The organism is Colwellia sp. BRX10-9 (assembly GCF_014077405.1).
GTDB lineage: Bacteria > Pseudomonadota > Gammaproteobacteria > Enterobacterales > Alteromonadaceae > Colwellia_A.
On sequence record NZ_JACGVV010000053.1, the window covers coordinates 1 to 14159 of the forward strand.

Annotated in this window: 11 protein-coding genes; 9 read left to right on the forward strand and 2 right to left on the reverse strand. The window is 39.2% G+C overall.

Going from position 1 to position 14159, the window contains the following annotated elements; all coding sequences use genetic code 11:
• Positions 1–872 precede the first annotated feature (872 nt).
• The 3 genes from H4J69_RS18715 to H4J69_RS18725 all read left to right on the forward strand — a co-directional run bounded on the left by H4J69_RS18715 (position 873) and on the right by H4J69_RS18725 (position 5125).
• Positions 873–2222: a hypothetical protein gene (locus tag H4J69_RS18715; RefSeq protein WP_182218435.1), complete on the forward strand. Its 1350-nt coding sequence runs from the start codon at positions 873–875 to the stop codon at positions 2220–2222.
• Positions 2223–2264: 42 nt separating this feature from the next.
• On the forward strand, positions 2265–3416 hold the full coding sequence (locus tag H4J69_RS18720; RefSeq protein ID WP_182218433.1) for an imelysin family protein: 1152 nt from the start codon (positions 2265–2267) through the stop codon (positions 3414–3416).
• Between the two features lie 95 nt (positions 3417–3511).
• Complete coding sequence (locus H4J69_RS18725; protein WP_182218431.1) at positions 3512–5125, forward strand: di-heme oxidoredictase family protein; 1614 nt, start codon at positions 3512–3514, stop codon at positions 5123–5125.
• A gap of 435 nt (positions 5126–5560) precedes the next feature.
• Here H4J69_RS18725 and H4J69_RS18730 read toward each other — a convergent pair whose 3' ends face one another.
• Together H4J69_RS18730 and H4J69_RS18735 are read right to left on the reverse strand one after the other, a co-directional pair.
• A complete protein-coding gene (locus tag H4J69_RS18730) occupies positions 5561–6526 on the reverse strand; it encodes an NAD(P)-dependent oxidoreductase (RefSeq protein ID WP_182218429.1) in 966 nt (321 codons plus the stop codon).
• A 50-nt stretch (positions 6527–6576) separates the two neighbouring features.
• A complete protein-coding gene (locus H4J69_RS18735; protein ID WP_182218427.1) occupies positions 6577–7065 on the reverse strand; it encodes a putative 4-hydroxy-4-methyl-2-oxoglutarate aldolase in 489 nt (162 codons plus the stop codon).
• Between the two features lie 119 nt (positions 7066–7184).
• Here H4J69_RS18735 and prmA point away from each other — a divergent pair, with 119 nt between their 5' ends.
• From prmA to purD, 6 genes are all read left to right on the forward strand, one after another.
• Positions 7185–8066, forward strand: coding sequence for a 50S ribosomal protein L11 methyltransferase (gene prmA, locus H4J69_RS18740; protein ID WP_182243876.1), 882 nt, complete (start codon positions 7185–7187; stop codon positions 8064–8066).
• 194 nt (positions 8067–8260) lie between these two features.
• Positions 8261–9226, forward strand: coding sequence for a tRNA dihydrouridine synthase DusB (dusB, locus tag H4J69_RS18745; protein WP_070375037.1), 966 nt, complete (start codon positions 8261–8263; stop codon positions 9224–9226).
• Between the two features lie 20 nt (positions 9227–9246).
• Complete coding sequence (gene fis, locus H4J69_RS18750; RefSeq protein WP_070375036.1) at positions 9247–9534, forward strand: DNA-binding transcriptional regulator Fis; 288 nt, start codon at positions 9247–9249, stop codon at positions 9532–9534.
• Between the two features lie 183 nt (positions 9535–9717).
• Positions 9718–11319 carry a bifunctional phosphoribosylaminoimidazolecarboxamide formyltransferase/IMP cyclohydrolase gene (gene purH / locus H4J69_RS18755; protein WP_070375035.1) on the forward strand — a complete coding sequence of 534 codons (1602 nt, stop codon included), beginning with the start codon at positions 9718–9720 and terminating at the stop codon, positions 11317–11319.
• 258 nt (positions 11320–11577) lie between these two features.
• On the forward strand, positions 11578–12405 hold the full coding sequence (locus H4J69_RS18760; protein ID WP_182218423.1) for a class I SAM-dependent methyltransferase: 828 nt from the start codon (positions 11578–11580) through the stop codon (positions 12403–12405).
• An 84-nt stretch (positions 12406–12489) separates the two neighbouring features.
• Entirely contained in the window at positions 12490–13776 is a 1287-nt protein-coding gene (gene purD, locus H4J69_RS18765) for a phosphoribosylamine--glycine ligase (RefSeq protein ID WP_182218422.1), read from the forward strand.
• Positions 13777–14159: the final 383 nt, after the last annotated feature.

Sequence of the window (14159 nt, forward strand, 5' to 3'; positions counted from 1 at the left end):
CTTTTTTTATATCTAGATTTTAGTGAAATAGTCAAAACAGCCAAAGTTACTAACACAGAGCAGGTGTTGTATCGCTGTACCTAAAAGAAGCATCGCATAATTGCAGATTTTAGTGCTCACGAGAACTTAAAAAAAAGACGCTTAGGCGTCTTTTTTTATATCTGAATTTTAGCAAAACAGTCAAAGCTGCTACCACAGAGCAGGTGTTGTATCGCTGTACCTGAAAGAGGCATCGCATAATTGCAGATTTTAGTGCTCACGAGAACTTAAAGAAAAGACGCTTAGGCGTCTTTTTTTATATCTAGATTTTAGTGAAATTGTCAAACAGTCAAAACTGTCAAAGTTACTAACACAGAGCAGGTGTTGTATCGCTGTACCTAAAAGAAGCATCGCATAATTGCAGATTTTAGTTCTCACGAGAACTCAAGAAAAGACGCTTAGGCGTCTTTTTTTATCTCTAAATTTTAGCAAAACTGTAAAATCGCTAACACAGGGCAGGTGTTGTATCGCTGTACCTGAAAGAGGCATCGCATAATTGCAGGTTTAAGTGCTCACGAGAATTCAAAAAAAGACGCTTAGGCGTCTTTTTTTATCACTAAATTTTAGTGAAATTGTCAAACAGTCAAAGTTGCTAACACAGAGCAGGTGTTGTATCGCTGTACCTAAAAGAGGCATCACATAATTGCAGATTTTAGTTCTCACGAGAATTCAAGAAAAGACGCTTAGGCGTCTTTTTTATGTCTTATTTCAGTGATCAAAAGAATAGAATGAAATTAATTACGAATGATAACTATTATTGTTTGCAATAATCATTAGAGCTAATTACAATACATGCAAATGAAAGTGATTCGTATTTGTATTGGTGCAGTAAGATGAAAAACAAAATTTCTGTTTTATCAACATTGGCAATGGTCAGTTTTTGTAACCTTGCTCAGGCTGATGATCAACCCTCTGTTATTAACTTTAACAAACAACAGCAACAAATTGAAAAGCTTCAAAGTGAACTTAGACAATTAAGTCTAGCCGTATCCTCAACAAGTCATAAAGATCAGCTAAATTATTCAGCCGTCAAAAATTGGCACATTACCTCTTATGGCAGTGTACTTTATAAAACGGAAGATGTTTTTCGTAACACGCAAGACACACAACCACAAAAGCGCAGCATAACTGATGTCGAACGCGTTGTTTTAGAATTTGGTTATCGGTTTGATCCCCAATGGCAAGTTGAAATAGAGTTAGAGTACGAACATGGTGGTACGGGCGCAGCATTAGAATATGATGGCTTCGAAGAATTCGGCGAATTTGAAACTGAGATAGAAGCGGGTGGTGAAGTTCTGGTTGAAAAATTAGAACTCAAATATGCTTACAATGACTACTTTGCTATTAAACTTGGCAGAATATTTGTCCCTGTGGGTTTAGGGACTGAGTTACACAAACCTGATCAATATTTTACTACCCAGCGTCATTGGAGTGAATCAACACTTATCCCCCAAGTTTGGCATGAAACCGGGATTAACTTCACTGCAAATTGGCAAGGACTTAAGGCGCAAGCTTTACTGACGACAGGCCTTAATTCTGAATACTTTCGTACTTATCGCTGGGTAGCCAGTGGTCACCAAAAAAGATTCGAAACGATCAATGCCGACGACTTAGCGTTAACGCTTCGAGTAGATTATGGCGACCTTAAAAAAGGCTCAGGGATAGGCGCTAGTTTTTACAGCGGTAACACCAGTGGTAATCGCAATAATACCAATAATATTTCAGCGGATGGCCATTTATCCATTATCGGGCTCAATGGCGTTTATCGTTATCAAGATTGGACGCTACGAGGTCAGTATTTATTCGGCAAATTAGATGACAGCTTAGCCATTACTGCCGCTAATAAAACAACGCCAGGATTAAAGCCAGGTAACTTTGCTCAATTAGGTAGTGAAGCTGAGTCAGCATTTCTAGAAGTCGCCTATAACAGTCAATTTCTGCTTGGTCTTAGCAAACCTTTGTATCTATTTACTTCATATGATTATGCCAACCCTATTAAAGAAGTAGCAGGGGGCTTAGCTACCTCTCGTTTTGATATTAAAGAAATTGCCATCGGTGTGAACTACATACCAATAAAAAATGTGGTACTTAAAGCTCAGTTTGCTGAAAAATCTTATGCACAAAACAACCTTAATAATACCCAAAGTTTTAGCCTATCGATGGGCTATTATTTTTCAATATAACCATCAGTTTAAAAGACGACTGTAAATTTAAAGGAATTAAAAATGTCATTGAAAACTTCACTCTTCGCAACGACCACAGCAATATTAATGTTATCTGCATGTGGTGGTAGCAGTTCTTCGCAGTCAATACCTGTTATAGAAGAACCATCAGGCTTCGCGTTTGATGCAACAGCTATGATAAGTAATATAACAAACGATATTATTGTTGAAGGTTATAACGACCTGAACACCAAAGCAGAGATCTTTCACTTAGCGACCTTGTCATTATTAAATTCTCCGAGCCAAGAAACATTATTGGCAACTCAACAAGCATGGCAAACAGTTCGCCAACCTTGGGAGCAAGGAGAAGCTCATATTTTTGGACCAGTAGATGCCTTATCTATAGATCCTCACTTAGATACCTGGCCATTAAATACCAGTGATCTGCAAAGTTTATTAGCAACACAAAGTGGTTTTAATGCCGAGGTTATCAAGTTATTTAACGACGATGTTCAGGGCTTTCATACCATGGAGTTTCTACTTTTTGGCGATGGCTTAACCGATAATGCTAAAGCGATAGATGAAATGACAGCGTTAGAGCGTGAATATTTAGCTGCTACTGCAGAAGTGTTTCGTGAATATACCCAATCGCTTTTTGATGCATGGACGGTTAGACATGATGCCAATGATACAAACTCATTACCCTACCAAGAATTTTTGCTGATACCAGGTAATGACATTTATGCGTCTGAACTAGGCGTCGTAGAAGAATTAATTAATGGCATGATAGGTATTGTTGATGAAGTCGCTAACGGAAAAATTGCTGAACCCTTTGGTAGTGATATTAACTCAACGGATACCTCGTTAGTTGAATCACAATACAGTTGGAATTCACTGGCTGATTTCACAAATAATATTCAAGGGGTTAAAAATGTTTACCTAGGGACCACAAATTCACAAGCTGTGACCGATGTAGGAATTATTAATTTCGTTCAAGCCGCGGATAGTGCTTTAGCTATTCGCATCGATACCGAAATAACGACAGCAATAACAGCAATTAAAGCGATTTCAGGTGAAAATGATATGCCGTTCAGGCAAGCAATTAATGATGTAGAAGCACGTGTTCGTATTCAAGCCGCTATTGATGCTTTAAGTATTTTACAAACATCATTAGAGAGTGATGTGCTTATATTGTTGAATAACTGGAATAACTAACAGTGATTTAGTTGCTAACCGACCCCTAAAGGATGTAAGCCGTGCAAGGATGCACTTCCCTTTAATTTATAAATAGAACAAAACTTATGTTAAATATGAATAATATAAACAAGGGTTTAATAATTACGATTAATCTTTTACTGGCAACATTATTTCTTAGTGCCTGTAATCGTGAGAGTCAGTCAAATGATAATGCTGTTGTTGAACCTGATTACCCTGATTATACTTTTGTTGAAAACCTAGGTGATAAAGCGACAGCATTTGATGCTAGTGATTCAGGGCATGGCTTTTCAACTCCAATAACGACCTTAACTGACGCTGAACTAAACCAACACCTGACTGGCGATGCTAATTTTGAAATGGCGTTTACAACAGCGCCAAATATGGAACACCCTGAATTAGATGGTTTGGGACCGGTTTTTAATAATCAAAATTGTAACTCATGCCACCAGCGTGATGGTCGTCCATCTACATTAACCATTCCACAAGACCAAGATCGTATTTTATTAGGCGCTAATGCCGGTATTTTTTTGAGAATGAGTATTGAAGACGGTGAATGCACAGCGCCGTCAATTAATAATAACTATTGTCAAAATAAGCCTGTGCAAGGTTTTGGTACCCAGCTATTTCATCGAGGTGTGTTAAAAGCACGGGCTGATTGGCAAGATCACCCTTTTGTTGGTCAAGCCGATGTTTATTTAGCTTATGAATTTAAAACAATAACGTATGCCAATGGTGATACGGTTGAATTAAAGAAACCGGTATTTACCATTGAAAATGCTTACGATGTTGGCGACGGTCAACAACGCGATAGTGCGATTATGCAGGTTGATGTGCGTTATAGCCCACGTAATGGCATGCCAATCTTTGGTTTAGGTTTGTTAGAGCTCATCGCCGAAGCGGATATATTAGCGTTAAGTGATGAGCTAGACACCAATAACGATGGTATTTCAGGTCGTCCTAATTGGGTTTTCGACCCAATTAAAGCGAAAAACAAAGATCTTATACCTGTATCACTTGGACGCTTTGGCTGGAAAGCAAGCACACCCAGTGTTCGTGTTCAGTCTCTGGGGGCATTACGGGGTGATATGGGAATTACCAATCCGTTATTTCCACAGGAGAGCATCGCTAATTCACCTTTGCATGAAAGCTATTTAACGCGGACAGGTTTTATTGATACCGGTGTTGATGAACAAGGAGGTAGTGAAGCAAGCCAAGAGTTCTCAGATGATGTTGTTTTTTATGCGGAAACATTAGCGGTGCCATCAAGACGCAATGTAAATAATGAAATGGTAATTGCCGGCGCACAATTATTTGAAGAGGTCGGTTGTGTGTCTTGCCATCAACCAGACTTTACTACGATAAGTGGTGATATTTTGGTGGGGGGAGTACCTGCACCTGAGTCATTAAAAGGACAACATATTTACCCCTTCACAGACATGTTATTACACGATTTAGGCGCAGAATTAGCAGATAATCGTCGTGATTTTATGGCAACAGGCAATGAGTGGAAAACTCGACCACTGTGGGGAATAGGGTTAACTAAAACAGTGAATCCTGCCGCAGGTTTTTTACATGATGGTCGAGCGAGTACGGTAGAAGAAGCAATACTTTGGCATGGCGGTGAAGCGCAGCAAGCTACCGACAAGTTTATGGCATTAAGTGTTAATGAACGTGAGCAACTAGTCTCTTTTGTTATGTCTTTATAAGTCAGCGCCGCGCCGACAATGTTATTATTTCTCCAGAAGAAGTGGGCTTTGCGCAAAGCATCACTTATTCAAGGCGTTAAAGAGTTACTTTAACGCCTTATTTTTTAAAAAACGAGTGAGTAAATCGTAAGTTATAGTCTAAAAAAATACGTGTCTTATTAACCGCCTTCCTTTAAGTGATATTATTTTTTTAAAAAGCGGGATGGTGATTCAACAGGATCAGCCTTTAATCGTAAGTTATAGTCTAAACGATGCGTGTCTTATTAACCGTCTTCCTTTAAATGATATTATTTTCTAAAAAACGGCGTAGTAAATCGTAAGTTATAGTCTAAACGATGCGTGTCTTATTAACCGCCTTCCTTTAAATGATATTATTTTCTAAAAAACGGTGTAGTAAATCGTAAGTTATAGCCTAAAAACGCTGTAGATCTTTACTTATACACCACTTATTAATTCTTTTTTCAAAATACTGCTCGACGAAAATGCTGAGTTTTCAGGTAACTGTGTGTGTCCTGCTAAGAGATAAATGACTTTCTGTCCATTCTCTGCGAGTTCAAGTGCATGTTGAAAATTAATAAGTATTGATGAAGTAATACTTTGTGGATACTTTTCAGCATCACGGCGTATATATTCAATTAGGTCGATATTAACGTCATCGTCATAAAATACCGCTTCAGCAAATTGCATTTCTCGGTGAGTCTGTAGGGTTAATTTATCTGGATTACCATCTAATGTATGAACAAAGACAATTTCACCTACCGGCGGTGTAATTTCTTTCTTTATGCTGGCAATAAGCTGTTGTTCAGCTTCGGGTATATTACCTTGTAAAATCTGCTCACCGATAGGCCCTCTTAATACGCTTTCCCAGAAGGTCCTACGGTTGCGAAGCCCTCTTACTCTTGCTTTAACATGATCTCGAAATTTAAAAGAGAAATCTGCAAGCCTACCGTAGCCATTAGGTAGGGTTTTTTCAATTTGTTCTCTAAGCATCCTTAACAGTATAGGGGCACTTCCAGAGCTAGACATAGCGATAATCATCGGTGCGCGATCTATGATTGCTGGCGTGATGTAAGTACAGAGTTCAGGTTGGTCAACAACATTGGTGAGAATGTTGAGCGGTTGTGATTCACCAGCAACCGCTTTATTGACTTCGCCATCGTCGGTAGCTGCAATCACTAAGTTCATGCCAATTAAATGGCCGCTTTGGTAATTGTGAGCGAGCCAATGTAGATCATGGCCATCGACTAATCGTTTCACACTTTCAGATAAGCTTGCAGCCATAACCGTAATGTTAGTGGTACTTTTTAGCAATAATTCAATTTTACGTGCCGCGACATCACCACCACCAATGATCATTGCCGATATGTTTTTACCCTCAAGAAAAATGGGGAAATATTTCATTTAAATAACCTATATTGTCTTTAATCTGTGTATGAGCCTAAACAATTGCGTTAAGACGGTAATGATAAAAGTTTTTCACTGATGGCTAAACCATTACTGTCGCCGTAGATGAACTGTCCGGGAATAAAATGAATGCCGGCAAAAGTAATGGGAATATTTACTTCACCAATACCTAGTTTCTCAGTTTTAATTGGGCAACAACCCAATGCTTTTACACCTAGTTTTAGCGTGGCAATCGTACCCGCATCACGAATACAGCCATTAATGACCATTCCTTGCCAACCATTTTTAACCGCTTTTTCAGCAAGCATGTCACCTAACAGTGCACGTGTGGTACTTGCTTTACCATCAATAACCATGACTTTACCTGTGCCGTCAGTATCTACCAAGGCTTTGACTTTTGAATTGTCATTAAAACAAGACACGGTGACTATTTCCCCATAAAAAATGTTATTTTTGCCATAGTCAGTAAATAGCGGTTGTGCCAGTGTTAATGCGTTAGGGTAAATGTCATATAAATCAGGGAGAAGATCGAGCATCGTAGAGTTCCTTATTAGGCCAGAGGGAATAATTATCCTAGCAATACTCTAGCAGAAGTCTTTGTAGGTATTAACTAACAAATGCTAAACTAGTGAAAAATTTATAGTGAGCACCTCCCATGCCTTGGATACAACTTCGCTTGAGTGCGAATGAAGACACATCAGAAAAATATAGTGATTGGTTAAGTGCTTGTGGCGCGCAAGCCGTGACGTTTATCGACGCCCAAGATACCCCTATTTATGAGCCGCTTCCGGGTGATGAAGTTATCTATTGGCACAATACCGTGGTAATGGGCTTATTCGATGCCAGCCATGACATGGATAAAACCATTACTTATTTGAAAAGTATCCATCCAGATAAAAACAATATGGCTTACAAGTTAGAGCAACTTGAAGATAAAGATTGGGAAAGAGAGTGGATGGACAACTTCCATCCAATGAAATTCGGTGAGCGTTTATGGATTTGTCCAAGCTGGCGCGAAGTTCCTGATCCAACCGCGGTTAATGTTATGCTTGATCCAGGTTTAGCGTTTGGCACAGGCACCCATCCAACCACGGCATTATGTTTAACCTGGTTAGACGGATTAGATTTAGTCGGTAAAACTGTAGTTGATTTTGGTTGTGGTTCAGGAATTTTATCGCTGGCGGCACTTAAGCTAGGCGCGAAAAAAGTCATTGGTATTGATATTGATCCACAAGCATTACAAGCAAGTAAAGCAAATGCTGAGCGCAACGGTATTGCAGACCGTTTAGAACTTTTCTTACCAAAAGATCAGCCAAGTTTTAAAGCTGATGTGGTTGTCGCTAATATTTTAGCCGGACCATTACGTGAATTAGCGCCAACGATTATTGAATTTGTTGCTCCAAATGGTCACCTTGCACTGTCAGGTGTTTTAGAAGAACAGGCCAATGAACTGCAAAATATTTATAGTCAGTGGTGTGAAATGGATGCCATTGCTGTTCAAGATGAATGGGTTCGTCTTTCAGGTAAAAAAAATTAGTCAAAAACCCTGTTATTAATTGAGCAGTATTCGTTAGCTATTTGTACAAATTCTGCTCACATCAATAGTTTGCAAAAAGTCAATATTAAAAACGCAAAAAAAAGCAAGAATTGTTCAATTTATATGCTTTTCAATTCCCTTAAAAACACGTAAACTTAGCGCCCTTTTGAATAGTAGCTCAAAAAAACAGCAACATGAATATAGGTTCGTATACTTTATCAAGTAATGTAATGCTTGCTCCAATGGCCGGAATAACCGACCAACCTTTTCGACAACTGTGTTGTCAAATGGGAGCAGGGTTAGCCGTGTCAGAAATGATTTCGTCTAATCCCAAAGTATGGCATACCGAAAAATCTAAGCGACGAAGTATTCATAGTGAATTTGCAGGTATTCGTTCGGTACAAATTGCCGGTTCAGATCCTGAAGAGTTAGCGTTTGCTGCTAAAGTTAATGTTGAAAATGGCGCACAAATTATAGATATTAATATGGGCTGTCCTGCTAAAAAGGTCAATAAAAAGCTCGCGGGTTCTGCATTATTAAAAGAACCTAAATTAGTTGAAGAAATAGTGCGAAGTGTTGTTGATGCGGTAAACGTGCCAGTAACACTTAAAATTCGTACCGGCTGGTGTGAGAACACTCGCAACGGCATTGAAATTGCTAAAATTGCTGAGCACAACGGTATTCAGTCTTTAGTCGTTCATGGTCGCACCCGTAATGATTTTTATAAAGGGGATGCGGAATACGAAACGATAAAAGCCATCAAGCAAGCGGTTAGTATTCCCGTTGTGGCTAATGGCGATATTACCAGCGCAATCAAAGCGGCGCAGGTATTAAATTTTACTGGGGCTGATGCCGTAATGGTGGGTCGTGGTGCCCAAGGGAAACCTTGGATTTTTCGAGAGATTAATCATTTCTTGAAAACGGGTGAACATTTGTCTGCCCCCTCATTGGAAGAGATTTGTCCGATAGTTATTGGGCATGTAAAGGACTTACACAACTTTTACGGTGACTTTATGGGTGTTCGTTTTGCTCGTAAGCACGTTGCTTGGTATATGCTCGCGTATGATCAAGAGAAAAAATTTCGTTCTGTTTTTAATGCGTTAGAGTCATCTACCGATCAACTTGATGCATTAGAACTGTATTTTGATAATTTAAATTAACTAGAAAGAGTCTGAACTTTATGTTTGAACAAAATATTTCATCACCATTCGTTACTGGCAAGATCCAAACTCAAGCTGAGTATTCTCCATTACGTACTCAAGCTAAACAAGCTATCAGTAACTACTTATCGCAATTAAATGGTAATGATGTAGATGATATGTACGACCTTGTACTTTCTGAAATCGAAGCGCCAATGTTAGAAGAAGTTATGAAGTATACGCGCGGTAACCAAACACGTGCAGCTAACTTGTTAGGTATCAACCGTGGTACTTTACGTAAGAAGCTTAAAAAATACGGCATGAACTAAAAAATAGACAGGTTGTCCCTGTCAATCGAAAGCACCCTAGGGTGCTTTCTTTATTTCTAGCTAAGGGGTTTTCTTCAGCTAGCTACTCATTACTGAGTAAAGGATTTATTTTAAAAAATCACTGCCAAGGACAAATGTCAACGGCCAGACAATTAAACTAACTTTAAGGTTAACAATAAAGCAATGGATACTCCACGCCCAATCAAACGTGCATTATTAAGTGTTTCTGATAAAACAGGTATTGTCGATTTCGCTCGTAGTTTAGCGCAAAAAGGTGTTGATATTTTATCAACCGGCGGCACAGCAAAATTATTAGCTGATAATGGTATACAAGTTACTGAAGTTTCTAAATACACAGGTCACCCTGAAATTATGGACGGTCGTGTTAAAACACTTCATCCAAAAGTTCATGGCGGAATTTTAGCGCGCCGTGGTATGGATGAAGCCGTTATGGCTGAAAACGATATTAGCGCGATTGATCTTGTTGTCGTTAACCTTTACCCATTTGCTAACGCAGTTAGTGATGAAAACTGTAGCTTAGAAAACGCGATTGAGAATATTGATATCGGTGGACCCACTATGGTTCGTGCAGCGGCAAAAAATCATAAAGATGTGACGATTATTGTTAATGCTCACGATTATGAGCGCGTATTAGCAGAAATGAATAGTAACGATGATTCATTAACGTATAACACACGCTTTGACTTAGCTATTGCTGCCTATGAACATACTGCAGCTTACGACGGTATGATCGCAAATTACTTTGGCAAAATGCTTAGTGCGCGAAGTGGTGAAAAAAGCGAAGTTAACTTTAAAGAAAAAAACAAATTTCCACGCACCTTTAACAGTCAGTTTATTAAAACTGAAGATTTACGTTACGGTGAAAACTCGCATCAGGATGCTGCTTTTTATGTCGAAGCAAATCCTGAAGAAGCATCGGTTTCAACGGCTAAGCAATTACAAGGTAAAGCGCTTTCTTATAACAATATAGCTGACACGGATGCAGCTTTAGAATGTGTTAAAGAATTTGATGAGCCGGCGTGTGTTATCGTTAAACATGCTAACCCTTGTGGTGTTTCTATTGGTGACAATATCTTAGCCGCTTACGAAGGTGCTTATCGTACAGATCCTACCTCAGCATTTGGTGGCATTATCGCCTTCAACCGTGAATTAGATGCCGACACAGCAGAAGCTATTGTTTCTCGCCAGTTTGTCGAAGTTATTATCGCGCCAAGTGTTTCAGAAGCTGCGGCACAAATTGTTGCTGCTAAACCTAACTTACGTTTATTAGCCTGTGGTGAATGGTCGACCAAAACTACCGGTTTTGATCTTAAACGTGTTAATGGTGGCTTATTGGTTCAAGACAGAGACCAAGGCAAAGTGACCAGCGATGATTTGAAAGTTGTTACTAAACGCCAACCCACTGCTGATGAAATGCGTGACTTACAATTCTGTTGGAAAGTAGCGAAATACGTGAAATCTAATGCGATTGTTTACGTTAAAAATAGCATGACTATTGGTGTCGGTGCCGGTCAAATGAGCCGAGTTTACTCAGCTAAAGTTGCTGGTATCAAAGCTGCAGATGAAAACTTAGAAGTTAAAGGTTCAGTCATGGCATCTGATGCATTCTTTCCATTTCGTGATGGTTTAGATGCTGCCGCTGAAGCGGGCATTACTGCTGTTATTCAACCGGGCGGTTCTATGCGTGATAATGAAGTTATTGCCGCTGCCGATGAACATAACATAGCTATGGTGTTCACCGGAATGCGTCACTTCCGCCATTAAGTAGGTTTGCTTATCGTTGGTTAAATAAAATTATTCGTTGGAAGTGCTCAAGTAGATAAACTACGCTCCGCGCTTCCGCTTTTAATTTTCACTAACCAGCTTAAAGCATTTCCAAATAACGGCTTTATTAGCCTTGTTGATAAAATGTTACACTTCAACAAGGTTAAATACTTTTCTTTTATCCCCCTTATCTGTTTCTTCTTTTAAAATCTGCTATAACATGTCGAGTTAACCTTTATTCTTGATATGGAAAAGCAAATGAAAACAATAAAAACTTTATTATCAGCTTCAATCATTAGCCTGTCATTAGCCAGCGTTTCTTACGCTGATCAAGCCATGCAACCTATGGCTAATACACAGTTAGCCCAAGCGGTTGCTAGTGAACATAGATCAGCGGCTAATAAAATACGTGATGAATACCGTCATCCACAACAAACCTTAGAATTTTTTGGTTTTAATTCATCAATGACTGTTGTTGAGATAACACCTGGTGGTGGTTGGTACACTGAAATTTTAGCCCCAGCGTTAAAAGGCAAAGGAAAGTTAATCGGTGCTCATTATCCTGATACCGGTGAAGACAACTATTACAGTAATTCCCGTAAAAATTTAGTAAAAAAATTGGCTAGTCATGAGATGTTTAGTGAAGTTGAACTCTCTAACTTTGTGCCTAAGAAAGCCAGTGAATTAGCCCCCGCTGGTTCTGCGGATATGGTACTTACTTTTCGTAATTTACATAACTGGGGAGAAGAAGGTGTTAGCCAAGTATTTATTGATGCCTTTAAGGCATTAAAAACTGGTGGTATTTTAGGTGTCGTAGAGCATCGTTTACCAAAAGGCGCAACAGCTAACGATATGAATAGCGGCTATGTTTCTGTGGAGAAGACAATTGCACAAGCTGAAGCTGCTGGATTTACTTTTATTGCCAGTAGTGAAGTAAATGCTAATGCTAAAGACAAAGCAAGTTATGAAAAAGGTGTCTGGACATTACCCCCGTCACTTGCATTAAAAGATAAAGATAGAGAAAAATATCTGGCTATCGGTGAAAGTGATCGAATGACTTTAAAATTTGCAAAAGTAGCTAAATAATCTTAAGACTTGCGCCATAACTTCCCTTATAATGGCGCAAGTTTTTTAGCATATTTTCTAGCAAATAAAGTAGGGTTAAGATAAATGAATGTTTTAGTAATAGGTAGTGGTGGTCGTGAACATGCACTCGCATGGAAAGCTGCACAATCATCACAAGTAGAAAAAGTATTTGTTGCACCAGGTAATGCCGGTTCAGCAACAGAAAATAAAGTAGAAAATGTTGCCATATCCGCTGGCGATACTGCTGCACTAGTCGACTTTGCTAAAACTCAAAACATTACTCTAACGATTGTTGGCCCAGAGCAGCCACTTGTTGACGGCGTTGTTGATGCCTTTCAAGCCGAGGGGTTAACTATTTTTGGTCCAAGTGCTAAAGCGTCACAACTTGAAGGTTCAAAAGCATTTACTAAAGACTTCTTAGCTCGTCACAACATTCCTACAGGCTGGTACCAAAATTTTACTGAAATAGAAGCTGCGTTAGCTTATGTTCGTGAAAAAGGCGCACCTATTGTTATTAAAGCTGATGGCTTAGCAGCTGGTAAAGGCGTTATTGTCGCAATGACATTGCCAGAAGCTGAAGACGCTATTAAAGATATGCTTGCTGGTAATGCTTTTGGAGATGCCGGGCATCGTGTTGTCATCGAAGAATTTTTAGATGGTGAAGAAGCGAGCTTTATTGTTATGGTTGATGGCAAAAATGTTTTAGCCATGGCAACAAGTCAAGATCATAAGCGTGCTTATAATAATGACGAAGGACCAAATACAGGTGGTATGGGCGCTTATTCACCAGCGCCAGTAGTTACCGCTGAACTTCATCAACGTATTATGGATGAAGTCATATATCCTACAGTGCAGGGTATGGCTAAAGAAGATGCCCCTTATACTGGTTTCTTATATGCTGGCTTAATGATAGATGCGACAGGTACGCCAAAAGTGATTGAATACAACTGTCGATTTGGTGATCCAGAAACACAACCTATTATGATGCGTTTAAAGTCTGATATCGTTGAGTTATGTTTACTAGCCTGTGCTGGTAAGTTAGATACAGCGACTATTGATTTTGATCCACGTCCAGCTGTCGGTGTAGTATTAGCGGCCGGCGGTTATCCAGGCACTTACGCCAAAGGTAAAGTGATTTCAGGTTTAGAAACTAACCAGCATCCCGACAGAAAAACATTCCATGCGGGCACCACTGAAATTAATGGTGAGATAGTGACGGCTGGCGGTCGAGTGCTTTGTGCTACTGCATTAGGCGAAACGGTTACACAAGCGCAAAAATCTGCCTATGCTTTATTACACGAAATAAGCTGGGAAGAAGTACAATTCAGAACAGATATTGCCTATCGTGCAATCGCTAGAGAACAAAGTTAACTTATACTTTTTAAGTGTTGAAATGAAAGCCTCTTTTAAGAGGCTTTTTTATTAGCTAAAATCCACGAATATCTCAAGATCCTCTACAGTAAACTGAAATGATCATTGTTAGGTTTTGTTTAGTTATAACTGATAAAAAATTAATAATTACTGTAGTAGCTTTAATAAAGCTCAATAACAACGCGGTATGTATGTTAATTGACCGAACGATCGATTATTTCAAATTTATGACAAAAAAGGGTTGACGCCCAGCGAGAAATGTCTAGAATGCGCTCCAGTTCCAAGGGGTAACCCAAACGAACGTTTTGATAAGTTATCTACATCACTTTAGAGTAAAGTAGTTAACTTAACGTTTTATAGATAAGGTTTGAATCTTCGAAAAG

Bases quoted from the DNA above. Each gene is read 5' to 3' on its own strand.
- purD (WP_182218422.1), top strand. From the start codon at position 12,490: ATGAATGTTTTAGTAATAGGTAGTGGTGGTCGTGAACATGCACTCGCA.
- H4J69_RS18715 (WP_182218435.1), top strand. From the start codon at position 873: ATGAAAAACAAAATTTCTGTTTTATCAACATTGGCAATGGTCAGTTTT.
- H4J69_RS18725 (WP_182218431.1), top strand. From the start codon at position 3,512: ATGAATAATATAAACAAGGGTTTAATAATTACGATTAATCTTTTACTG.
- H4J69_RS18720 (WP_182218433.1), top strand. From the start codon at position 2,265: ATGTCATTGAAAACTTCACTCTTCGCAACGACCACAGCAATATTAATG.
- H4J69_RS18730 (WP_182218429.1), bottom strand. From the start codon at position 6,526: ATGAAATATTTCCCCATTTTTCTTGAGGGTAAAAACATATCGGCAATG.
- fis (WP_070375036.1), top strand. From the start codon at position 9,247: ATGTTTGAACAAAATATTTCATCACCATTCGTTACTGGCAAGATCCAA.
- dusB (WP_070375037.1), top strand. From the start codon at position 8,261: ATGAATATAGGTTCGTATACTTTATCAAGTAATGTAATGCTTGCTCCA.
- prmA (WP_182243876.1), top strand. From the start codon at position 7,185: ATGCCTTGGATACAACTTCGCTTGAGTGCGAATGAAGACACATCAGAA.
- H4J69_RS18735 (WP_182218427.1), bottom strand. From the start codon at position 7,065: ATGCTCGATCTTCTCCCTGATTTATATGACATTTACCCTAACGCATTA.
- purH (WP_070375035.1), top strand. From the start codon at position 9,718: ATGGATACTCCACGCCCAATCAAACGTGCATTATTAAGTGTTTCTGAT.
- H4J69_RS18760 (WP_182218423.1), top strand. From the start codon at position 11,578: ATGAAAACAATAAAAACTTTATTATCAGCTTCAATCATTAGCCTGTCA.